Raw genomic sequence first — 22,397 nt, 5'->3', positions numbered from 1 at the left:
GGTGATTAGACTGCCGCGGAACGACCTCACACGCTTAGGAGTGCCGTGACACGCCGTCTCTTCACGTCCGAATCGGTCACGGAAGGCCACCCGGACAAGATCGCTGACCAGATCAGCGATGGCATCCTCGACGCGCTGCTGACCGAGGACCCCCACAGCCGCGTGGCGGTGGAGACCATGATCACCACCGGTCAGGTACACATCGCCGGTGAGGTGACCACCAAGGCGTACGCCGACATCCCGACGATCGTCCGCCGGACCATCCTCGACATCGGCTACGACTCGTCGAAGAAGGGCTTCGACGGCGCCTCCTGCGGCGTCAGCGTCTCCATCGGCGCGCAGTCCGAGGACATCGCGCAGGGCGTGGACAACGCCTTCGAACTGCGGACCGGGGCGTCGGAGAGCGCGCTGGACGCGCAGGGCGCCGGCGACCAGGGCATGATGTTCGGCTTCGCCTGCTCGGAGACGCCCGAGCTGATGCCGCTGCCGATCGCGCTCGCCCACCGGCTGGCCCGTCGCCTCTCGGCGGTGCGCAAGGACGGCACGATCCCGTACCTGCGGCCGGACGGCAAGACCCAGGTCACCATCGAGTACGAGGGGCTGCGCCCGGTCCGGCTGAACACCGTTGTGGTGTCCAGCCAGCACGCCGCCGACATCTCGTTGGACTCGCTGCTCACCCCCGACGTTCGTGACCACGTGATCGCCCCGGAGCTGGAGAGCCTCGGTCTGGACACCGACGGCTACCGGCTGCTGGTCAACCCGACCGGCCGGTTCGAGATCGGCGGCCCGATGGGTGACGCCGGGCTGACCGGTCGCAAGATCATCGTCGACACCTACGGCGGATACGCCCGCCACGGCGGCGGCGCGTTCTCCGGCAAGGACCCGTCCAAGGTGGACCGCTCGGCCGCGTACGCGATGCGCTGGGTGGCCAAGAACGTGGTCGCCGCCGGTCTGGCCGAGCGGTGCGAGGCGCAGGTCGCCTACGCCATCGGCAAGGCGCACCCGGTGAGCCTCTTCATCGAGACGTTCGGCACCGAGACCGTGCCCGTCGCCTCGATCGAGAAGGCCGTCGGCGAGGTGTTCGACCTGCGTCCGGCGGCGATCATCCGGGACCTCAACCTGCTCCGCCCGATCTACCAGCAGACCGCCGCGTACGGCCACTTCGGCCGGGAGTTGCCGGACCTGACCTGGGAGAGCACCGACCGGGCCGCCGACCTCAAGTCGGCCGCGGGAGCCTGACCACCACCAAGCGCAGCGACCGGCGACCCGCGGATGGGTCGCCGGTCGCGCGCGTCTGCGTGGATGTCGGCCTGGCGCACCTGGACCGGCCGTTCGACTACCTGGTGCCGGCGGAGCTGGACGAGGTGGCGGTGCCCGGGACCCGGGTGAAGGTGCGCTTCGCCGGGCAACTCGTCGACGGGTGGCTGCTGTCGCGCGCCGACGACTCCGGGCACACCGGCCGCCTCGCGTACCTGGAGAAGGTGGTCTCGCCGGAGCCGGTGCTGGCCCCCGAGATCGCCCGGCTGGCCCGGGCGGTCGCCGACCGCTACGCGGGCAGCCTCGCCGACGTGCTCCGGCTCGCCGTGCCACCCCGGCACGCGCGGGTGGAGAAGGAGCCCCGCGACGAGCAGCCCACCCCGGCCGCCCCCACCGGGGCGGTCGACCCGCGCGGTTGGCGTGACTACCCGACCGGCCCGGCGATGCTGCGCGCGCTCACCGACGGCCGGGCGCCCCGCGCGGTCTGGTCGGCGTTGCCCGGCGAGGACTGGGCGGCCCGCTACGCCGATGCGGTGGCGGCCACCGTCGCCGGTGGGCGCGGCGCGGTGGTCGTGGTGCCCGACGCACGGGACCTCGACCGGCTCGACGCCGCGCTCACCACAGTGCTCGGCCCGGGGCGGCACGTCAGCCTCTCCGCGGCCCTCGGCCCGGCCCGGCGGTACCGGGCGTTCCTCGCCGCTCGCCGGGGCCAGGTGCCGGTGGTGATCGGCACCCGGGCGGCGATGTTCGCCCCGGTGGCCCGACTCGGCCTCGTCGCCATCTGGGACGACGGTGACGACCTGCACTCCGAGCCCCGGGCGCCCTACCCGCACGCCCGCGACGTGCTGCTCACCCGCGTCCACCTCGCCGAGGCCGGCGCGCTGGTCGGCGGGTACGCCCGCACGGCCGAGGGGCAGCTGCTGGTGGAGACCGGTTGGGCGCGGGAGGTGGTCGCCGACCGGAGCACCGTACGGGCGCGGGTCCCGGCCATCGCGCCGACCGGGGACGACCCCCAACTGGCCCGTGACCCCGGGGCGGCCACCGCCCGACTGCCCAGCCTGGCCTGGACGGCCGCCCGCGACGCGCTCCGCCAGGACCTGCCGGTGCTGGTGCAGGTGCCCCGCCGCGGCTACCTGCCGTCGATCTCCTGCGCCGAGTGCCGCACTCCGGCCCGCTGCGTGCACTGCGCCGGCCCGCTCGCGCTGCCCGCTGCCGGCGGCACCCCGGCCTGCCGGTGGTGCGCCCGGGTGGCGGCCGCGTACGCCTGCCCGCAGTGCGGTGGGCGGCGGCTGCGGGCTGCGGTCACCGGCGCCCGGCGCACCGCCGAGGAGCTGGGCCGGGCGTTCCCCGGCGTCCCGGTGCGCACCTCGGGGCGCGAGGAGGTGCTGACCGACGTACCCGGTGGTGCCGCCCTGGTGGTGGCCACGCCGGGCGCCGAGCCGGTCGCCGAGGGAGGCTACGGCGCGGTGCTGCTGCTCGACTCGTGGGCCCTGCTGACCCGGGCCGACCTGCGCGCCGGTGAGGAGGCGCTGCGCCGCTGGCTGGCGGCGGCGGCGCTGGCCCGCCCGGCGCCGGCCGGTCGGGTGGTGGTGGTCGCCGACGGCGCGCTCGCCCCCGTGCAGGCGCTGCTGCGCTGGGACGCCGGCTGGTTCGCCGGCCGGGAGCTGGCCGAGCGCCGCGAGCTGGGCTTTCCACCGGCCGTCCGGATGGCGAGTGTCACCGGCCCGGCCGAGGCGGTGGCGGACCTGCTGGCCGCGGCCCGGCTGCCGGACGACGCCGAGGTGCTCGGGCCGGTGCCGGCCGAGGAGGGTCGGGAGCGGATGCTGGTCCGGGTGCCCCGGGCCCGGGCTGGCGCGCTCGCGGAGGCGTTGCACTCGGCCGCTGGTGCGCGGGCCGCCCGCAAGGCCGCCGATCCGGTTCGTCTCCAGGTCGATCCGCTGAGCCTGTTCTGAGGCGTTTCGGCCGGTGCCGGCGGTGGGGGAGCTGGCCCACCGGGGGTGCCCTCGCACACCGCGTCCGGCAAACCGGTGGCGGCCGAGTGGTAGCATCGCCCGTCATGCCGAGGCGTACGACGGGCTCCAGGTCGCGAGGGGGCGTCAGCCGCGCCGAGCTGGAGTCGCCGCGGGATGGCGCGACGATGGCGGAAACGCGTCCGTCGGGCGCGAGGTCGATGATGTCAATGAGCCGGTGATCAGGGGTGGACCAGTCGTGACCGTTGGACAATCGATCGTCTTCAACGGCGACCTCGGCAGCGGCAAGAGCACCGTGTCGGTCGAGATCGCCAAGCGGCTCGGCATGCGCCGGGTCAGCGTGGGGGACCTCTACCGGGAGATGGCGCAGCAGCGGCAGATGACCGCGCTGCAGCTCAACCTGCACGCCGAGCTGGACCAGGCCGTCGACGGCTACGTCGACCAGCTCCAGCGGGACATCGCCGCCTCCGGTGAGCGCCTCATCATGGACTCCCGGTTGGCCTGGCACTTCTTCACCGACGCGCTCAAGGTGCACATGATCACCGAGCCGGGTGAGGCGGCCCGCCGGGTGCTCGCCCGACCGTCCGGGCCGGCGGAGAGCTACGCCTCCCTGGAGGAGGCCAAGGCCAAGCTCCGTGAGCGCAGCGCGAGCGAGCGGAGCCGGTTCATCATCCGGTACGGGGTGGACAAGGCCCGGCTGCGCAACTATGACCTGATCTGCGACACCACCCGGGCGTCCGCCGCCGAGGTGATCGAGCACATCGTGGCCGCGTACGAGGGCACCCTCGGCGCCGAGGTGCTGCGGGACGCGCCGCCGCTGCTGCTGCTGGACCCGGCCCGGGTCTACCCGACCGAGGACATCGCCACCCTGCGGGGCCTGTGGGACACCGACTTCGTCGGTGGGGTGGCCGAGGCGGGCGACGAGGCCCTCGAACCGCTGAAGATCGGGTTCACCGGTGAGTACTTCTTCGTCGTCGACGGTCACCGCCGCCTCAGCGCCGCTCTGCAGAACGGGTTCTCCCTGGTCCCGGCCCAGTTGGTCGCCGAGGTCGACGAGCCGGTGGTGGGTGGGATGACCGCGATCGACTACTTCGCCGCCCAGGTGCGCCCCGGCCTGATCTACGACTGGGAGGCGGCTCACAAGATCCAACTGCCGTTGCCCGAGCCGGCGCTGCTCCGTGGCGACGCGGTGCTCGCGGGGGACCCGGGCGCCAGCGTCTGAACCCGGCGCGAGACCGGGCCGACGCGCGGGTACGCGCGCCGGCCCGGCCACCGAGTCGTACGGCGGTCGCCGCGACGTCTCAGCCGAGGACGACGCCCGTGGCGCCGACGCCGGCCATGCCGGAGAAGATGTCCTCGTAGTAGAACCGCCAGGCGCAGACCCGGCCGGTCTTCACGTAGCCGGTACAGGCCGTCGACGTGAAGGTGTCGTCGATGGCGGTGTTGGTTCCGGTCGCCCAGACCTGGAGCGTGTTCGCCGCGTTCACGATCTCCACCGGGCCACCGCTGTCGCCCTGGCCGACGGCGTTGGTGCCGGTGGTGTTCTCCGCCTGGACCTGGCCGCAGACCTGACCGAAGTCGCGCACGTTGATGCAGAGGTTGCGGGCCTTCACCTGGATCGAGCAGCGGGTGCCGGAGTACGCGCCGGAGGTGCACACCCAGTTGCCGACCTGGCTGGCCGACGCGCCGATCACCTGGTTGCTGAACTCACTGACCACGTCGCCGTTCGCGGCGGTGCTGTTGTTGAAGACCCGGCCGCCGGCGCCGGCCGACAACAGCAGGGTGTCGGTGCCGGCGTTGCGGGTGCTGACGGTGCCCATCGACTGGCCGGTCGGGTCGGTCGCGACGTTGTTGAGGTTGCCGCAGTGCGCGGCGGAGAGGATCCGCGCGTTCCCGTTCTTGAAGACCCCGAAGCCGGTCGAGCAGCCACCGCCGGTGGTGGCGTTGCGCCAGGCGGCACCGCCCCACCACGGCGCGCTGTCGTCCCACCGCGTCGCGGGCGCGGCGGCGACCCTGGTCTGCACGGTCACCGGCACGCCGGCCATGGCCGTCGCGCCGAGCAGCCCGTCCTGCGTGCCGACGAGCAGGCCGGCCCCGTCGGCGCGCGGCCCGACCGTGGTGATCTCGTTTCCGGCCTTCGCCCGCAGCCGATCGGCTGCGGCAAGCAGTTCCCGCTGCGAGTACGCGGCGGGCAGCACCTGGGTGGCGACGGTGGCCCGGGCGGTGGCCACCAGGCTCGCCGGCGGCTCACCCTTCCAGTAGACCTGGAGGTGGCGGGTGGTGGGGTCGGCGACGATGCCGGCGAAGCCGGAGTTCGGGCTGCGTTCGGCCACCTTCGTGATCCGCTCGGCGGCGGTGTTCATGCGCTGCTGCAGCCGGAGCAGCTCTGACCAGGAGGCGAAGCCACCGGGCACCGGTGTGCTGTCGACGAAGGATCCGGCGGTGGTGGCCTTGCCGCCCGGTGCGGCGGCGGCCGGGGTGGTGGTCAGGCCCGCGGCGAGCAGCGTGAGACCGATCGCGGCGACGGCGACGCGACGCAGCAGCGCCACCGGGCGTCGGGTGGTCGGGTGTGGACGGATCATCGGGTACCTCTTCCCCCAGGGGTCGTGGAGCGGGCCGTGCCCGCACCAGGACGGTGGCACCGGCGCCCGCGTCGCGGGGCGGATCCTGGACGGGACTGGACACCGCTGGACGGCGCCGGCCGGTGACGGTCCGCAGTGGAACTGTCATAGATTGGCAACTGTCTATCGATCGGCGAGTGGGCGGAATTACCCTGCCCGTGCGTGTCCGGGGGGCCGGACGACCGGGGGTGGGGGCCGCATGTCTGACCAGTGGGTACCTTCCGGTGCTCATCACACGTCACATGGGTCGCCGCTGGCGTTCGAGCTGGCCCGGGCCGCCGCCGAGGCGCAGACCCTGCCGGAGTTGGCCGGGGTGCTGCGCCAGCTGCGTCGGCGCGAGGCGCGGCAGCAGGGCGAGACGCTGCTGACGTACCGGCAGCTGGCAGCGAAGACCGGCTGGTCACGCGGGATCATCGGGGAGTACTTCGCCGGCAACATCCTGCCGCCGCCGGAGCGGTTCGACGTCCTCATCCGACTGCTCGGGGCGACCCCCGCCGAGCAGGGCGTGCTGGCCACCGCGCGGGACCGGGTCGAGGAATGCCGCCGACGCCCGAACCGGGAGCACGCCGCCACCGGCCGGTCGGTCGTCCGGGCCAGGGCCGGCGGCCCGCGTACCGCAACGACGTCCCCCCGGTTCCCGGTGCCCCGTCAACTGCCCCCGGCACTGCCCGGGTTCGTCGGACGCGCGACCCAACTCGCGCGGCTCGATGCCGAGTGCGCCGGGACCGTGGCGGGCGGCGACGACGCCGTGGCCCCGGTCACCGTCCTGACGTTGTCCGGCACCGCCGGGGTCGGCAAGACGACCCTCGCCGTCAACTGGGCGCACCGGGTCGCCGATCGCTTCCCGGACGGTCAGCTCTACGTCGACCTGCGCGGGTTCGACTCGACCGGGACGGTGGTGACGGCCGTCGAGGTGGTTCGGGGCTTCCTGGAGGCGCTCGAGGTGCCGCCCGAGCGCATCCCCACCCACCTGCCCGCGCAGGTGGGCCTCTACCGCAGCCTGCTCGCGGGCCGCCGGATGCTGGTGCTGCTGGACAACGCCCGCGACGCCGACCAGGTCCGGCCCCTGCTGGTCGGCAGCCCGAGCTGCCTGGTCCTGGTCACCAGTCGCAACCGGCTCGCCGGCCTGATCGCCGCCGACGGTGCCCGGCCGATCGGCGTCGACCTGCTCAGCACCGCCGAGGCCTGGCAACTGTTGGCGCGGCGGCTCGGCGCGGACCGGTTGGCGGCCGAGCCACAGGCGGTGGACGAGATCATCGAACGGTGCGCCCGGCTGCCGCTGGCGCTGGCGGTGCTCGCCGCGAGAGGCGCGGAGAAGCCGGAGTTCCCACTGGCCGTGCTCGCCGCCGAGCTGCGGGCGGCGCCGCGACCACTCGACTCGTTCGACGGTGGGGACGCCGGCACCGACGTGCAGGCCGTCTTCTCCTGGTCGTACCGGAGCCTCACCCCGGCGGCGGCGCGGCTGTTCCGGCTCATCGGCTGCCACCCCGGACCGGACATCGGGTTCGCGGCGGCGGCCAGCCTGGCCGGACTGCCCCGGGCCCAGGCGCCCCGACTGCTGGCGGAGCTGGCCCACGCCCACCTCGTCACCGAGCACGCCCCCGGCCGGTTCGGCGCGCACGACCTGCTCCGGGCGTACGCGGCCGAGCAGGTCGAACGGCTCGAACCGGCGCCGGCCCGGCGGGCCGCGATCCGGCGTGGGCTGGACCACTACCTGCACACCGCGCACGCGGCGGCCCTGCTGCTGCAACCGGGCCGCGATCCGGTCACCCTCGCCGCCGCGGCACCGGGCGTGGTGCCCGAGGAGATCAGCGACCTCGCTTCGGCGCTCGCCTGGTTCACCGCCGAGTACCCGGTGCTGCTGGCGGCGGTCGCCCACGCGAGGCGGACCGGGTTCGACGGCCACGCCTGGCAGCTGGCCTGGACACTCGTGGACTTCCTGCAACGTCGGGGGCGGTGGCCGGACCTGGCCGTGGCCCAGCGCAACGCCCTGGCCGGGGCGCAGCGCAGCGGCGACCGACCCGGGCAGGCGAACGCCCACCGCGACCTCGCCCGGGTGCTGTCCCGGCTGGGTCGGGTCAACGAGGCGGCGAGGAACTACCGCCAGGCCCTGACGATCTTCGCCGAGCTGGGTGACCACACCGGGCAGGCGCGCACCCACCGGGCCTTCGGCGCGATGCTCGACGGGCTCGGCCGGCACGCCGAGTCGCTGGAGCAGAGCGAGCGCGCCCTGGCGCTGTACCGCAGCGCCGGCCACGTCGCCGGGGAGGCCAGCGCCCGCAACGCGGTGGGGTGGGCGTACGCCCAGCTCGGTCGGTACCCGCCGGCGCTCAGCCACTGCCGGGAGGCGTTGGCGCTGCTGCGGACGACAGGCGACCGGCACGGTGAGGCGAACACCTGGGACAGCCTCGGCTTCATCCACGCCCGGCTCGGTGAACACCGGGCCGCGATCCGCTGCTTCCAGCGGGCGCTCGGGCTGTACCGGCGGGTCAGCGACCGCTACGACGAGGCGGACACCCTGTCCCGGCTCGGCGAGAGCCGCCAGGCGGTGGGGGACGCGGCCGGTGCCGCGCGCACCTGGCGGCGGGCCCTGGGCATCCTCGACGACCTCGGCCACCCGGACGCCGAGCGGGTGCGTGACCTGCTCGACCGGGCCGCCCGGTGACGCTGGGCACACCGGCGGTGGTTGATCGAGGTGCGCCGCCCGGCGTCCGGCCGGGCACTCCGTAGACTGGTACGGCACCGCTCGTCCACCCCGAAGAAGGAGCCGTCCCGCGTGACCGTCCAGCCCATCCGTCTGTTTGGGGATCCGGTGCTGCGCACGCCGGCCGATCCGGTGGTCGACTTCGACGCCGAGCTCCGTCGGCTCGTCGCCGACCTCACCGACACGATGCGTGAGCAGAACGGCGCCGGCCTGGCCGCGCCGCAGCTCGGTGTGAGCCTGCGGGTGTTCACCTTCGACGTCGACGACGTCCTCGGGCACCTGATCAACCCGGTGCTGGAGTTCCCCGACGAGGAGGAACAGGACGGCCCCGAGGGCTGCCTGTCGATCCCCGGGCTGTACTTCGACACCAAGCGCCGGCAGAACGTGGTCGCCAAGGGCTTCAGCTCGTTCGGCGACCCGGTGCAGATCGTCGGCACCGGTCTGATGGCGCGCTGCGTGCAGCACGAGACCGACCACCTCGACGGGGTGCTCTTCCTGGACCGACTGGACCCGGAGGGGCGCAAGGAAGCCATGAAGGCGATCCGCCAGGCCGAGTGGTACGACGCGGCGGCCCCGCCCACTGTCAAGCTCAGCCCGCACATCAGCGACCCCTTCGGTCTGGGGCGCTGACCCGGATGCGCGTGATCTTCGCCGGTACGCCGGCCGTCGCCGTGCCCGCCCTGGCCGCCGTCGCCGCCTCCCGGCACGAGCTGGTGGCCGTGGTCACCCGGCCCGACGCGCCCGCCGGGCGTGGCCGCGGTCTGTCCCGTTCCCCGGTCGGCGCGTGGGCCGACGAGCATGGCGTGGAGGTGCTCACCCCGGCCCGCCCCCGCGACCCGGAGTTCCTCGACCGGCTGCGCGAGCTGGAGCCGGACTGCGTGCCGGTGGTCGCCTACGGCGCACTGGTGCCGCCGGCGGCCCTGGAGATCCCCCGGCACGGCTGGATCAACCTGCACTTCTCCCTGCTGCCCGCGTGGCGTGGCGCCGCGCCGGTGCAGCACGCCGTGCTGCACGGCGACGAGCTGACCGGGGCCAGCGTCTTCCAGTTGGAGGAGGGCCTGGACACCGGGCCGGTCTACGGCACGCTGACCGACGAGATCCGCCCCGCCGACACCTCCGGTGACCTGTTGGAGCGGCTCGCCGACTCCGGCGCCGGGCTGCTGGTGGCGGTGCTCGACGCGATCGCCGACGGCACCGCCCGCGCCGAGCCGCAGCCCGCCGACGGGGTGTCGCTGGCACCGAAGCTGACAGTGGATGACGCGCGGGTGCGCTGGGGCGACCCGGCCTTCGCCGTGGACCGGCGGATCCGGGCCTGCACGCCCGCGCCGGGCGGCTGGACCACGTTCCGCGACGAGCGGGTGAAGCTCGGCCCGGTGTCCCCGGTGCCTGACGGCCCCGAGCTGAAGCCGGGGCAGTTGCTGGTGGAGAAGTCCCGGGTGCTGGTCGGCACGGCGACAGTGCCGGTGCGTCTCGGTGAGGTCCGCGCCGCGGGCAAGCGGGCCATGGGCGCGACCGACTGGGCGCGCGGCGTCCGGGTCGGCGCTGGAGAGGAATTCGCGTGACGGCACCGGAGGGAACCCGCCCGACGCGCTCCGGCCCGTCGACCGGCCGGGGCGGGGATCGCCGCCCGACCCGGCCACCACTGGACCGACCGCGTCGCGCCGCGTACGAGGCGGTGGCGGCGGTGCACCGGGACGACGCGTTCGCCAACCTGGTGCTGCCGACCATCCTGCGCGAGGAGGGGCTGTTCGGTCGGGACGCGGCCTTCGCCACCGAGCTGACCTACGGCACCCTGCGCAACCTGGGCACGCTGGACGCGATCCTGACCGACGCGGCCGGCCGGGACGTGGCCCGGATCGACCCGCCGGTCCGTGACGCGCTGCGGCTCGGGGCGTACCAACTCCTGCACACCCGGGTGCCGGCGCACGCCGCGGTCTCGTCCACGGTGGACCTGGTCCGCTCGGTCGCACCGGGGGCCACCGGCTTCGCCAACGCGGTGCTGCGTGAGGTGTCCAGCCGGGACGCGGACGCCTGGGTGGCGAAGCTCGCCCCACCGATGGAGACCGACCCGGTCGGGCACCTCGCCTTGGCGTACAGCCATCCGCAGTGGATCGTGCGGGCCTTCTCCGAGGCGCTCGGCGGCGACCTGGGGGAGACGGCCCGCCTCCTGATCGAGGACAATGAGCGCCCGCCGGTGCACCTGTGCGCCCGGCCCGGCCTGATCGATCCGATCGAGCTGGCCGACCAGGTCGGCGGTGCGCCCGGCGCCTTCTCGCCGTACGCCGTCTATCTGCCCGGTGGCGCGCCGGGCGACATCCCGGCGGTGGTCGACGGCCGTGCCCACGTCCAGGACGAGGGCTCCCAGTTGGTGGCCGCCGCGCTCGCCGACGCGCCGTTGGACGGCCCGGACGGCCGGTGGCTGGACCTGTGCGCCGGCCCGGGTGGCAAGGCCGGCCTGCTCGGCGCGCTGGCCGCGCAGCGGGGTGCCCGGGTGACAGCTGTCGAGGTGGCCGAGCACCGGGCCCGGCTGGTCTCGCTGGCGACCCGGGATCTTCCGGTGGCAGTGCTGACCATGGACGGCCGGGATGTCGGCAGCGACCCGAAGGTGCCGGAGCAGCACTTCGACCGGGTGCTGGTGGACGCGCCGTGCACGGGGCTGGGCTCGCTGCGTCGTCGGCCGGAGTCGCGCTGGCGTCGCCAACCGTCCGACCTGCCGCCGCTGACCCGGCTGCAACGGGAGTTGCTCGGCGCGGCGCTGCGGGCGGTCCGCCCGGGCGGCCTGGTCGCCTACGTCACCTGCTCGCCGCACACCGTCGAGACGCACGTGACGGTGACCGAGGCGGCCCGCCGCAGTGGGGTTCCGGTGGATTTCGTGGACGCCCGGCCGCTGTTGCCGGCCGGCATGCCCGGTCTCGGCGACGGGCCGACCGTGCAGCTGTGGCCACACCGCCACGGCACCGACGCGATGTTCCTCGCCGTCCTACGCCGGGGCTGATCCGACCCACGCGTCCGGCCGGTCACCCGACCGGCCGGACGCCGTTGGCCTAGGTGACCGGAAGGCCCTTGGTGCCGGCGTTCTTCATCGACCGGGTCAGGTTCCGGTCGGAGATCCAGAGGAAGCACTGCACGCCCCGGTTGCCGTTGCGCCACTCCTCCTCGTACGGCTGGTAGTAGATCGTCCCGGCGCGGAAGTCCAGCTGGGAGTTGTCCGGAACCTTGGCGTACTTGGCGATCATCGTCTGGCAGGCCCGGTGGGTCCGCTTGACGTCGCTGGTGAACCTGGCGTAGCTGACGTCCGGGGCCTGCCAGACGCCGACGAACTCGGCGTGGTGCTTGGCGGTGCAGGAGACCGGCACCATCTCGTCGATGTCGTCCTTGACCATCTTCGGGTTGAAGCAGCGGTACGCCAGCGGGGCCGCGCCGGACAACGCGCCCCGGAGGCTGCCGGTGCGCAGGTCGACGGCGGTGTCGTCGATGCTGGCGATCTCGGTGACGTCGCAGCGGTACCAGCGGGCCCCGCCCGACCAGGCCTGCGGCGACGGCAGCACGACGGTCAGGCCGAGCCGCCCGGAACGCCAGTCGGCGCCCACCGCCTTGTTGACCGCGGTGTCGCACCCGGCCTGCGCGGACCGCATGCCGGCCGAGCCGGGCTGCGGGGGCGCGCCGCCGTCGGCGCCCGGGCCGGTGAGGGTGCCGACGTGCATGGTCTCCACCCGGTGCGCCTCGGTGCACGGCGTCGGGTTGTAGCCGGTCAGGAAGCCGACCTGCTGGGAGCTCTGGTGGCACACGTCGGCGGCGGGGACGAACTGTTGCGCCGCGACGGGCGCCGGCCAGTCGTCGGTGAGGTCACTGTCGACTCCGGCGGGTGCGCCGCACCCGGCCAGCGCCAGGGCCAGCGCCCCGCCCCCGGCCAACGTCGCCAACCACCGTCGCATCCCGACCTCCCGCCGCCGGTGGCCCCCGACCGGACCCAACCGGTCGGTAGCGCCACGGCGCAGCAGCATACGGCACCGATGCTCAGATCGCGGGCAGTCCCTCGGGGCCGACCCCGCGCATCGAGCGGGTGAGTTTGCGGTCGTCGCTCCACAGGAAACAGCGCACTCCACGGTCGCCCTCCTCCCACTCCCGCTGCGAGGGCGGGTAGTAGATGGACCCGGCCCGGTACGGCAACTCGCTGTTGTTGGGCACCGCCGCGTACTCGGCGATCAACGCCATGCAGCGCTGGTGCGCCTGCTCGGCGGATTTGGTGAACTCCGCCCAACTCATGTCCCGCTCCTGGTAGACGCCGACGAACTCGGCGCGGTGCGGCTCGGTGCAGAGCACCGGCGCCATGTAGTTGAGGTTGTCGCCGATCAGCTTCGGGTCGAAGCAGCGGTGCGTCAGGGGCGCGTCGCCGATCAACGCCCCGCGCAGGCTGCCGGTGCGGTTCACCGGGCGGGTGTTGTCGATGCTGCCGGTCTCGCTGAGGTCGCAGCGGAACCAGCGGGCGCCGCCGGCCCAGGCGGGCGCGGACGGCAGCGCGAGGGACAGCGCGAGTCGGGCGGTGTGCCAGTCACCGCCGAGCACCTCGCGGGCCCGCTGGTCGCATTCGGCGCGGGCCGTGCGCAGCGCCGACGATCCGGGTTCCGGTCGGGTCTCGGTCAGCGCGTCGGGGCCGACGAAGGTGCCGACGTGGATGGTCTCGGCCAGGTGGTTGCGCGCGCAGTCCACCGTCTCGTACGTGCTGGCCTGCACGACGGTGGCGATCCGCGGCAGGCAGGTGTCGGTGGCGGGGGTGAACGGCTTGGGCACCCGCAGCGTCGGCCAGTCGTCGGTGAGATCACCGTCCGCGCCCCGGGCCGGCGTGCAGCCGGTCAGCAGCAGCATCGTCGTGACGCCGGCCAGCACCAGCGCTGGAAGCCACCGTCGCATCGTCTGCCTCCCGGGAGCTGGCGGCCGGTCACCGCGCCCCGCGGCGAGACCCCGGCGGGCGTGCAGCCTACGGCACCGTCCCGCTTGGAGTGTCGTCGCGTTTCCGTCGTTCGGCCAGCCGCCGATGTCTGTTCGTCCGGATTCAGGAATCCGGAGCGTCCAATTCTGCACCACTGGTCACTGCTGGGTCACAGCGCGTCGGAGTTGGTGCCGCGATGCCGGTGGCGGGTGGCCACGTTCGTACACTGGCCCGGTGACCGTACCGCCGCCGATCGTCGCGCCGAGCATCCTGGCCGCCGATTTCGCCCGCCTCGCCGAAGAGGTCCGTGCCGTCGAGGACGCCGCGGACTGGTTGCACGTCGACGTGATGGACAACCACTTCGTGCCGAACCTGACCATTGGGCTGCCCGTGGTGCAGAGCCTGCGGGCTGTCACGGCGATGCCGTTCGACGTGCACCTGATGATCGAGGACCCGCGCCGGTGGGCGCCCGGGTACGCCGACGCCGGGGCGTACAACGTCACCTTCCACGCGGAGGCTTCCGACGACCCGGTGGCGCTGGCCAAGGACCTGCGCTCGGCCGGTGCGAAGGCGGGCCTGGCCATCGACCGGGACACCCCGATCGAGCCCTATCTGGACCTGCTGCCCAGCTTCGACACCCTGCTGATCATGACGATCAAGGCGGGCTTCGGTGGGCAGCGGTTCATTCCGCAGCTGCTGGAGAAGGTGCGCACGGCCCGGCGGCACGTGTCGGCCGGGCACCTGGAGCTGCGCATCGAGGTGGACGGCGGGATCGCCGCCGACACCATCGAGCAGGCGGCCGCGGCGGGCGCCGACGCGTTCGTGGCCGGCACCGCCGTGTACGGGGCCGCCGATCCGGCGGAGGCGGTACGGCACCTGCGGGCACTGGCGGAACGCGCGGCTCCCGGGGCCTGAGGTGGAGCCCGAGGCCGACCGCAAGGACGTCATCCTCGTCGTGGACGACGACGAGGACATCGCTCGTTTCGTCGACTTCAACCTGCGGCTGCACGGCTTCGAGGTGATCCACGCCGGTGACGGCCAGGAGGCCCTGGAGGTCATCGAGCGCCAGCGGCCGGATCTGGCGGTGGTCGACCTCATGATGCCCCGGATCGACGGGCTGGAGCTGACCCGGCGGCTGCGCGCCGACCCGATGACCTCCGCCCTGCCGGTGATCATGCTGACGGCCAAGGGGATGACCGTCGACAAGGTGCACGGGCTCAGCGCCGGCGCGGACGACTACCTGGTCAAGCCGTTCGACACCGCCGAGCTGGTGGCCCGGGTGTCGTCCACGTTGCGCCGCAACAAGGAGTTCCGGGAGGTCTCCCCGCTGACCGGGCTGCCCGGCAACAGCCGGATCCGTCGGGAGATCAGCGACCGGGTCCGACAGGGCGTGGACTACGCGGTCGGCTACGTCGACATCGACCGGTTCAAGAGCGTCAACGACCGGTACGGCTTCGTCCGTGGCGACGACTTCATCTCCGCGCTGGCCCGCAGCCTGCACCGGGCGGTGGTGGGCGTCGGGCTGCCACCGGCCTTCCTCGGTCACGTCGGCGGTGACGACTTCGTCATCGTCTGCGCCCCGGACCAGGTGCGCCCGTTGACGTCCCAGGCGGTGGTCGACTTCGAGAACGCCGCCGACACGCTCTACGACCCGACCGACCGGGAACGCGGCTTCGTCGAGTTGAAGGACCGGCGGGGCACCATCCGGCGGGCCGCCCTGGTCACCCTCTCCATCGGGGTCTCCCTCTCCGACGCCGGCAAGCGGTTCTCCGACCCTCTCGAGGCGATCGCGATGGCCTCGGAGATGAAGACGGTCGCCAAGAGTCAACCGGGCTCGTACGTGGCGGTGGACCGGCGTCGCGGCGTCACCTGAGCGTGATACCGCTGTGAAGTAGCTCGCCTAGGTGGCGGCGGAGCCGGATCGGCGTGTAAGACTTCCCGTGTACCCACCACGCGCTGGCGGGACTCGGTGAAATTCCGAACCGGCGGTGATCCACGGTCCAACCGTGGTCAGCCCGCGACCCGGACGGCTCTGCCGCCCGGTGGACCTGGTGAAAATCCGGGGCCGACGGTTGGGGGCGGTTCGTCCGCGCCCAGACAGTCCGGATGGGAGACAGCGCGCGGGACGGACGGGTCCGAGCCGACCGCTGGCGTCAGCGTGCCGTGCCGGCCCTCCGGGGGCGGCTGTGCCGTTCCCGGATTCCGCCACCGCCTGCCCGTGGCCCCATGGCCACCGCCTCCCTGACCGCCCGCGCGCGGACCGGCGAGTGAGAGGGCAGGGGCAGGGCGATGGCCAGCGTCTCCGTTGACGAGGCGATGCGGCGTGCGATCGAGTTGGCGGCGCGCGGGCTCGGCACCACCAGCCCCAACCCGGTGGTCGGGTGCGTGCTGCTCGACTCCGACGGCGAGGTCGTGGGCGAGGGCTTCCACGCGTACGCCGGTGGCCCGCACGCCGAGATCGTCGCCCTGGCGCAGGCCGGCCGGCGGGCCAAGGGCGGCACCGCTGTCGTCACCCTGGAACCCTGCGATCACACCGGCCGCACCGGCCCCTGCAGTTCCGCGCTCGTCCAGGCCGGGGTGGGTCGGGTGGTCATCGCCGTGCCCGACCCCAACCCGGTCGCGTCCGGGGGCGCCGCCACCTTGCGCGCCGCCGGGGTGCGGGTCGATCTGGGGGTACGCGGCGAGGAGGCCGAGGCCGGCAACATCGCGTGGCTGACCTCGATGCGCCGGGGCTGGCCGTACGTGATCTGGAAGTACGCCGCCACGCTCGACGGGCGGTCCGCCGCGGCGGACGGCACCAGCATGTGGATCACGTCGGAGGCGGCCCGGATCGACGTGCACGCGCTGCGCGGCACCGTCGACGCGGTCATCGCCGGGGTGGGCACCGTGCTCGCCGACGACCCCCGGTTGACCGCCCGCAACCTGCGCGACGGCAGCCTGGCCATCCGGCAGCCGCTGCGGGTGGTGGTGGACAGCTCGGGGCGTACCCCGGCTGACGCCCGGGTCCGCGACGGCGCGGCACGGACGTGGATCGCGACCGCCGACGAGGTCGGCGCCGACGCGGACGGCCGGGTCGACCTGCCGGCGCTGCTCGCGGCGCTGCACCAGCGCGGGGTCCGCGCGGTGCTGCTGGAGGGCGGCCCCCGGCTGGCCGGCGCGTTCCTGGCCGCCGGCCTGGTCGACAAGATCGTCGGGTACGTCGCGCCGCGGTTGCTCGGCGCCGGCCCGACCGCTCTGGTCGACGCGGGAGTGACCACCATCGCCGAGGCCATCGATCTGGAGTTCGTCGACGTTACGCAGGTCGGTCCGGATCTCCGGATCACCGCTTTGCCCCGCAAAAGGGAGGGCTGAGATGTTCACCGGCATTATCGAGGAAATGGGCGAGATCGTCCGGGTGGCGCCCACGGCTGGCGATTCGGCGCTGCTCGGCGTCCGCGGCCCACTGGTCACCTCCGACGCCCGGCACGGCGACTCGATCGCCGTCAACGGTGTCTGCCTGACCGTCGTGGAGGTGGCCGACGGGGTCTTCACCGCCGACGTGATGGGGGAGACGCTGCGCCGCTCCGCGCTGGGCGCGCTGCGCCCCGGCGACCCGGTCAACCTGGAGCGGGCCGCCGCGCTCGGCAGCCGGCTCGGCGGGCACCTGGTGCAGGGCCACGTCGACGGCGTCGGTGAACTGATCTCCCGGGAGCCGGCCGAGCAGTGGGAGACGGTCCGCTTCCGGCTGCCCGCCAGCCTGTCCCGGTACGTGGTGGAGAAGGGCTCGATCACCATCGACGGTGTCTCGTTGACGGTGGCCGCCGTCGGCGCGGACGAGTTCGCCGTCGGGCTGATCCCGACCACGCTGAAGCTGACCACGCTCGGCGCGAAGGGCGTCGGCGACCCGGTCAACCTGGAGGTCGACGTGCTGGCCAAGTACGTCGAACGGCTGCTCGGCGACCGGCTCACCCAGGCCGACGTGCGCGGCGTGGCCGCGAACCTGGGCGGGGTGGCCTGATGGGCCCGCTCAGCTGGCTACTGGACGCCCAGGTGCACATCGCCGGTTCGCCGGTGCTGGCCCGGGAGATCGTCGGCAACGCGTTCGGGCTGATCTCGGCGCTGCTCGGGCTGCGCCGGCTGGTCTGGGCGTGGCCGGTCGGCATGATCGGTAACGCGCTGCTGCTCACCGTCTTCCTCGGCGGGGTGTTCACCACCCCGCAGGCGCACGACCTGTACGGGCAGGCCGGCCGACAGGTGTTCTTCTTCGCGGTCAGCGTCTACGGCTGGTGGCGCTGGCAGCGCAACCGTCGCGGCGACGCCGGGCAGGCGGCCGTCGTCCCGCGCTGGGCCACCGGACGGGAGCGGCTGATGCTGCTGCTGGCCGCCGTGGTCGGCACCGCCGCGGCGTACCCGCTGCTCAAGGCCCTGGGCTCGTGGGGTCCGCTGCCGGACGCCTGGATCCTCACCGGCAGCCTGCTGGCCACCTACGGCATGGCCCGCGGGTGGGTGGAGTTCTGGCTGCTCTGGATCGCGGTGGACGCGGTCGGCGTGCCGCTGCTGCTGCGCGGCGGGTTCTACCCGTCGGCCGTCATGTACCTGATCTACGGCGCCCTCTGCGTCTGGGGCTTCGCCGCCTGGTGGCGCACCTCGCGTGCCACGGCCACCGTCCGTCAGCCCATCTACCGGGAGGCCGTCGCATGACCAGTTTTGGGGATATCGAGCAGGCGGTCGCAGACATCGCGGCCGGCCGGCCGGTCGTGGTGGTCGACGACGCGGACCGGGAGAACGAGGGCGACCTGATCTTCGCGGCCGAGCTGGCCACGCCGGAGCTGATGGCGTTCATGGTGCGCTACACCTCCGGATACGTCTGCGTGGCGCTGACCGAGAGCGAAGCCGACCGGCTCGACCTGCCGCCGATGCACCACACCAACCAGGACCGGCGCGGCACCGCGTACACGGTGACGGTGGACGCCCGCGAGGGGGTCAGCACCGGCATCTCGGCGGCCGACCGCGCGCACACCAGCCGGCTGCTCGCCGCCGCGACGACCGACCCGACCGACCTGGCCCGCCCCGGGCACGTGGTGCCGCTGCGCGCCCGCGAGGGCGGGGTGCTGCGCCGGCCGGGGCACACCGAGGCGGGCATCGACCTGACCCGGTTGGCCGGGCTGCGGCCGGCCGGCGTGCTCTGCGAGCTGGTCAACGACGACGGCACCATGATGCGCCTGCCGGACCTGGAGAAGTTCTCCGCCGAGCACGGCCTCACGTTGGTCACCATCGCCGACCTGATCGCCTACCGGCGGCGTACCGAGAAGCAGGTCGAACTGGTCGCCGACGCCCGGATGCCGACCCGGCACGGGGTGTTCCGGGCGCTCGGCTACCGCGCCGAGCACGACCCGGCCGAACACGTCGCGATGGTGCTGGGTGACCTCGGTGACGGCCAGGACGTGCTGGTCCGGGTGCACTCCGAGTGCCTGACCGGGGACGTGTTCGGCTCGCTGCGCTGCGACTGCGGGCCGCAGCTGGACGCCGCGCTGGCCCGGGTCGGGAAGGAAGGCCGGGGCGTGGTGCTCTACGTCCGTGGGCACGAGGGGCGCGGCATCGGGCTGCTGCACAAGCTGCAGGCGTACCAGCTGCAGGACCTGGGCCGCGACACCGTCGACGCCAACCTCGACCTGGGCCTGCCGGCCGACGCCCGCGACTACGGCACCGGCGCGCAGATCCTCTACGACCTGGGCGTGCGGTCGATGCGGTTGCTGACCAACAACCCGGCCAAGCGGGCTGGGCTGGAGGGGTACGGGTTGACGATCACCGGCCGGGAGAGCCTGCCGGTCGGCGCGCACCCGGAGAACATGCGCTACCTGCGCACCAAGCGGGACCGGATGGGTCACCTGCTGGACGAGTTGGACGAGGAGTCCGAGGCGCCGCTGGGGCGTCCGGTCGCCAACGACGAGATCGGAGCATGACGATGGCGGGTTTCGGTGAGCCGGGGGTCGAGGCGGTCGACGCCGCAGGACTGACGGTCGGGGTCGTCGCCGCCCGCTGGCACGGTGAGCTGACCGACCACATGCTGGAGCGGGCGGTGGCCGCCGCCGAGGCGTGCGGCGCTCGTTCCGTGGTCGCCCGGGTCGCCGGCTCGGTCGAGCTGCCGGTGGTGGCGCAGGCCCTGGCCCGCCGCTGCGACGTGGTGGTCGCCCTCGGCGTGGTGGTCCGTGGCGCCACCGCCCACTTCGACTACGTCTGCCGCTCGGTCACCGACGGGTTGACCCGGGTGGCGTTGGACGAGGGCAAGCCGGTGGCGCACGGGGTGTTGACGGTGGAGACCATCGAGCAGGCCCGCGACCGGGCCGGCCTGCCCGGTTCGGCGGAGGACAAGGGCTGGGCCGCCACGGTCGCGGCCCTCGACGCGGCACTGGCCGTGCGGACCGTGGCGGCGGGCAACGCCCAGCGGGTCGGCTTCGGCGGCTGAGGCACCCCCTTGCAGGCTCAGAGCCGACCGGCCTCGATGATCCGGCGCAGGAACTGCCGGGTCCGGGGCTGCGTCGGCTCGCCGAGCACCTGTTCGGGCGGGCCGCTCTCGACGACCCGCCCGGCGTCGAGGAAGCACACCTCGTCGGCGACCTCCCGGGCGAAGCCCATCTCGTGGGTGGCCAGCACCATGGTCATCCCGTCGGCCTTCAGGTCGCGGACCATCGACAGCACCTCGCCGACGAGCTCCGGGTCCAGTGCTGAGGTGATCTCGTCCAGCAGCATCAGCCGGGGTGAGTTCGCCAGCGCCCGGACGATCGCCACCCTTTGCTGCTGCCCGCCGGAGAGCCGGTCCGGGTAGGCGTCCGCCTTCGCGCCGAGCCCCACCCGGTCGAGCAACTCCCGGGCCTGCGCCTCCGCCTCCGCGCGGCCACGACGGTGTACGCGCCGCGGCGCGAGGGTGATGTTGTCCAACACGCTCAGGTGCGGAAAGAGGTTGTACGCCTGGAACACCATGCCGATGCGCCGACGGACCTGGTCCGGGTCCACCCGGGGATCGGAGATGTCCTCGCCGTCCAACTCGATGGTGCCGTCGTCGAGTTCCTCCAGCAGGTTGACGCAGCGCAGCAGTGTCGACTTGCCGGAACCGGACGCGCCGATCACCGCCACCACCTGGTGCTCGGTGACGGTCAGGTCGAGCTGGTCGAGCACGGTGTGCCCGCCGAACTCCTTGCGCAGGCCCCGACAGCGCAGCAGTGCCATGGCTCAGCCTCCCGACTGCCGGCGGGCCGCGCGCAGCGTCACCCAGTCGGTGACCGCGATCAGCGGGATCGCGAGCAGCACGAAGAGCACCCCCGCCACGATGTACGGCGTGTAGTTGAAGGTCTGTGCGGTGGCGATCTGCGCGGCGCGGACCGCGTCGATCGGCCCGGCGAGCGACACCAGCCCCACGTCCTTCTGCAACGCCACCACGTCGTTGAGCAGGGGCGGCGCCACCCGGCGGACGGCCTGCGGCAGGACCACGTGGCGCATCGTCTGCCGGTGGGTCAGGCCCAACGAGCGGGCCGCCGCGAGCTGGCTGTGGTGCACCGACTCGATGCCGGCCCGGAACACCTCGGCGAGGTAGCCGCCGTAGGTGAGGACCAGCGCGATCCCGCCCAGCACCAGCACCGGCGGCATGCCCTGCAACCGCAGCCCCGGCACGCCGAGGGTGAGCAGGTAGAGCACGATGATCAGCGGCAGGCCCCGGAAGGTGTAGGTGTAGCCGGCGGCCAGCGCGCGGACCGGGAAGAAGACCGGCCCGCGCAGCGTCCGCAGCACGGCGATCACCAGCCCGAGCAGCAGCGCGCCGAACGCACAGCACACCAGCAGCCGGACGTTGAGCCAGAGCCCGCTCAGCACCGTCGGCAGCGCGTCGCGGGCGATCGCCGGATCCAGGAACGAGCGCCGGACCCGGTCCCAGCCCGGCGCCCCGGTCACCGCGATCACCAGCAGCGTGCCGAGCGCCGCCGTCGAGCAGGCCGCGACGAGCACGCTGTAGACGGTCTGCCGACGCCGGTACGCCGTGCGCCGCAGCTGCGCCTCGGACGGCACACGATCCAGAAGTGTCACCGCAGTTCGGCCGCCCCCGCCGCCTGAGCGAGCCACTTCTGCTCCAACTGCTTCAGGGTGCCCGCCGTGCTGAGCTGACCGACCGCGTCGCTCACGCACGGGGTCAGTGGGGAGTTCTTGTCGAGCAGCAACCCGAACGCCTCGGGCGTACCGACCTGCGGCACCTGCCCGACGATCGTCGCGTCGGTGATCTCCGCGCCGGTGATGTAGAAGGCGGTCGGCAGGTCCACCACCAGACCGTCCAGCTGCCCGTTCTGCAGTGCCTTCTTGGCGTCGTCGTTGCTGTTGTAGACCTGCGGCTTCGCGGTCGGCTTGATCACGTCGGTGATCGCCTGGTAGCTGGTGGTGCCGACCTGCGCGCCGAGCCGGGCGTCGCGCAGCTCGGCCAGCGACGTCCTGCCGGCGATCTTCGAGGACTTCAACGCGATGACGGTCTGTCGCACCAGGTAGTACGGCGCGGAGAAGTCGACCGCCTGCTTGCGCTCCTCGGTGATGGAGAACTGGTTGATGTCGAAGTCGAAGTCCTTCGGGCCGGGCGCGATCGCGGTGTCGAACTTGATCCGGGTCCAGGTGACGTCGGCGCGGGCGTAGCCGAGCTGCTCGGCCACCGCGTACGCGACGGCGGATTCGAAGCCCTCACCGTTGTCGGGCTTGTCGTCGGAGAACCACGGCTCGTACGCGGGCTGGTCGGTGGCGATGGTCAGCTTGCCCGGCGTACGCGTGGGCAGGCTGTCCTTGGCGCAGGACGCCGTGGCGGTGACAGTGGGGGTGGGTTTCTCGTCCTGTGGCGCGCATCCGGCGGTGGCTACCACGACGGCGCCGGCGAGGGGGAGCGCGAGAAGACGTGATCTGCTGGCCAT

At 73.4% G+C, this 22,397-nt stretch carries 20 protein-coding genes and 1 riboswitch; of the genes, 14 read left to right on the top strand and 6 right to left on the bottom strand.

Annotation, left to right across the window (positions count from 1 at the left end):
* Nucleotides 1-45 precede the first annotated feature (45 nt).
* The 3 genes from metK to AB0C03_RS20670 all read left to right on the top strand — a co-directional run bounded on the left by metK (nt 46) and on the right by AB0C03_RS20670 (nt 4,449).
* Nucleotides 46-1,239 (top strand): methionine adenosyltransferase, encoded by a 1,194-nt coding sequence (metK, locus tag AB0C03_RS20680; protein WP_030335671.1) that lies wholly within the window; start codon nt 46-48, stop codon nt 1,237-1,239.
* A complete protein-coding gene (locus AB0C03_RS20675; protein ID WP_435823377.1) occupies nt 1,236-3,209 on the top strand; it encodes a primosomal protein N' in 1,974 nt (657 codons plus the stop codon). The genes metK and AB0C03_RS20675 overlap by 4 nt, the downstream gene beginning before the upstream one ends.
* A 256-nt stretch (nt 3,210-3,465) precedes the next feature.
* The gene (locus tag AB0C03_RS20670) at nt 3,466-4,449 is read left to right on the top strand and encodes an AAA family ATPase (protein WP_030335676.1); all 984 of its coding nucleotides are present in this window, start codon (nt 3,466-3,468) and stop codon (nt 4,447-4,449) included.
* 79 nt (nt 4,450-4,528) lie between these two features.
* On the opposite strand, the gene AB0C03_RS20665 is transcribed toward AB0C03_RS20670, so the two are convergent.
* Nucleotides 4,529-5,809 carry a chymotrypsin family serine protease gene (locus AB0C03_RS20665; protein ID WP_357638421.1) on the bottom strand — a complete coding sequence of 427 codons (1,281 nt, stop codon included), beginning with the start codon at nt 5,807-5,809 and terminating at the stop codon, nt 4,529-4,531.
* A 238-nt stretch (nt 5,810-6,047) separates the two neighbouring features.
* On the opposite strand from AB0C03_RS20665, the gene AB0C03_RS20660 reads away from it, so the two are divergent.
* The 4 genes from AB0C03_RS20660 to AB0C03_RS20645 all read left to right on the top strand — a co-directional run bounded on the left by AB0C03_RS20660 (nt 6,048) and on the right by AB0C03_RS20645 (nt 11,547).
* Nucleotides 6,048-8,513, top strand: a complete 2,466-nt coding sequence (locus tag AB0C03_RS20660; protein ID WP_357638419.1) for an ATP-binding protein — start codon at nt 6,048-6,050, stop codon at nt 8,511-8,513.
* A gap of 111 nt (nt 8,514-8,624) precedes the next feature.
* On the top strand, nt 8,625-9,182 hold the full coding sequence (gene def, locus AB0C03_RS20655; protein WP_030335682.1) for a peptide deformylase: 558 nt from the start codon (nt 8,625-8,627) through the stop codon (nt 9,180-9,182).
* Nucleotides 9,183-9,187: 5 nt separating this feature from the next.
* A complete protein-coding gene (gene fmt, locus AB0C03_RS20650; protein WP_030335684.1) occupies nt 9,188-10,114 on the top strand; it encodes a methionyl-tRNA formyltransferase in 927 nt (308 codons plus the stop codon).
* Nucleotides 10,069-11,547, top strand: coding sequence for an RsmB/NOP family class I SAM-dependent RNA methyltransferase (locus AB0C03_RS20645; protein WP_435823376.1), 1,479 nt, complete (start codon nt 10,069-10,071; stop codon nt 11,545-11,547). Before fmt ends, AB0C03_RS20645 begins: the two co-directional genes overlap by 46 nt.
* Nucleotides 11,548-11,596: 49 nt before the next feature.
* On the opposite strand, the gene AB0C03_RS20640 is transcribed toward AB0C03_RS20645, so the two are convergent.
* The gene (locus tag AB0C03_RS20640; protein ID WP_030335686.1) at nt 11,597-12,487 is read right to left on the bottom strand and encodes a septum formation family protein; all 891 of its coding nucleotides are present in this window, start codon (nt 12,485-12,487) and stop codon (nt 11,597-11,599) included.
* Between the two features lie 82 nt (nt 12,488-12,569).
* The gene (locus AB0C03_RS20635; RefSeq protein ID WP_030335687.1) at nt 12,570-13,463 is read right to left on the bottom strand and encodes a septum formation family protein; all 894 of its coding nucleotides are present in this window, start codon (nt 13,461-13,463) and stop codon (nt 12,570-12,572) included.
* Nucleotides 13,464-13,716: 253 nt separating this feature from the next.
* Here AB0C03_RS20635 and rpe point away from each other — a divergent pair, with 253 nt between their 5' ends.
* The 7 genes from rpe (at nt 13,717) to ribH (ending at nt 19,927) form a co-directional block, all read left to right on the top strand.
* On the top strand, nt 13,717-14,397 hold the full coding sequence (gene rpe, locus AB0C03_RS20630) for a ribulose-phosphate 3-epimerase (RefSeq protein ID WP_030335689.1): 681 nt from the start codon (nt 13,717-13,719) through the stop codon (nt 14,395-14,397).
* A 1-nt stretch (nt 14,398) separates the two neighbouring features.
* Complete coding sequence (locus AB0C03_RS20625; protein WP_030335691.1) at nt 14,399-15,355, top strand: GGDEF domain-containing response regulator; 957 nt, start codon at nt 14,399-14,401, stop codon at nt 15,353-15,355.
* Between the two features lie 78 nt (nt 15,356-15,433).
* A riboswitch (FMN riboswitch) is annotated at nt 15,434-15,604 on the top strand.
* Nucleotides 15,605-15,771: 167 nt separating this feature from the next.
* On the top strand, nt 15,772-16,833 hold the full coding sequence (gene ribD / locus AB0C03_RS20620) for a bifunctional diaminohydroxyphosphoribosylaminopyrimidine deaminase/5-amino-6-(5-phosphoribosylamino)uracil reductase RibD (RefSeq protein WP_357638413.1): 1,062 nt from the start codon (nt 15,772-15,774) through the stop codon (nt 16,831-16,833).
* Between the two features lies 1 nt (nt 16,834).
* On the top strand, nt 16,835-17,479 hold the full coding sequence (locus AB0C03_RS20615) for a riboflavin synthase (RefSeq protein WP_357638411.1): 645 nt from the start codon (nt 16,835-16,837) through the stop codon (nt 17,477-17,479).
* The gene (gene pnuC / locus AB0C03_RS20610) at nt 17,479-18,162 is read left to right on the top strand and encodes a nicotinamide riboside transporter PnuC (protein WP_210859248.1); all 684 of its coding nucleotides are present in this window, start codon (nt 17,479-17,481) and stop codon (nt 18,160-18,162) included. The genes AB0C03_RS20615 and pnuC overlap by 1 nt, the downstream gene beginning before the upstream one ends.
* On the top strand, nt 18,159-19,424 hold the full coding sequence (locus tag AB0C03_RS20605) for a bifunctional 3,4-dihydroxy-2-butanone-4-phosphate synthase/GTP cyclohydrolase II (protein WP_030335699.1): 1,266 nt from the start codon (nt 18,159-18,161) through the stop codon (nt 19,422-19,424). The genes pnuC and AB0C03_RS20605 overlap by 4 nt, the downstream gene beginning before the upstream one ends.
* A 2-nt stretch (nt 19,425-19,426) precedes the next feature.
* Complete coding sequence (gene ribH, locus AB0C03_RS20600; RefSeq protein ID WP_030335701.1) at nt 19,427-19,927, top strand: 6,7-dimethyl-8-ribityllumazine synthase; 501 nt, start codon at nt 19,427-19,429, stop codon at nt 19,925-19,927.
* Nucleotides 19,928-19,944: 17 nt separating this feature from the next.
* On the opposite strand, the gene AB0C03_RS20595 is transcribed toward ribH, so the two are convergent.
* The 3 genes from AB0C03_RS20595 to AB0C03_RS20585 are packed head-to-tail and all read right to left on the bottom strand — an operon-like array spanning nt 19,945 to nt 22,397.
* Nucleotides 19,945-20,688 carry an amino acid ABC transporter ATP-binding protein gene (locus tag AB0C03_RS20595; protein WP_030335704.1) on the bottom strand — a complete coding sequence of 248 codons (744 nt, stop codon included), beginning with the start codon at nt 20,686-20,688 and terminating at the stop codon, nt 19,945-19,947.
* 3 nt (nt 20,689-20,691) lie between these two features.
* Complete coding sequence (locus AB0C03_RS20590; RefSeq protein ID WP_374224328.1) at nt 20,692-21,537, bottom strand: amino acid ABC transporter permease; 846 nt, start codon at nt 21,535-21,537, stop codon at nt 20,692-20,694.
* Nucleotides 21,534-22,397, bottom strand: a complete 864-nt coding sequence (locus tag AB0C03_RS20585) for an ABC transporter substrate-binding protein (protein ID WP_030335707.1) — start codon at nt 22,395-22,397, stop codon at nt 21,534-21,536. Before AB0C03_RS20585 ends, AB0C03_RS20590 begins: the two co-directional genes overlap by 4 nt.

This window comes from Micromonospora parva (assembly GCF_040649675.1).
Lineage (GTDB): Bacteria > Actinomycetota > Actinomycetes > Mycobacteriales > Micromonosporaceae > Micromonospora > Micromonospora parva.
This window is presented reverse-complemented; position numbering and strand designations above follow the sequence as displayed.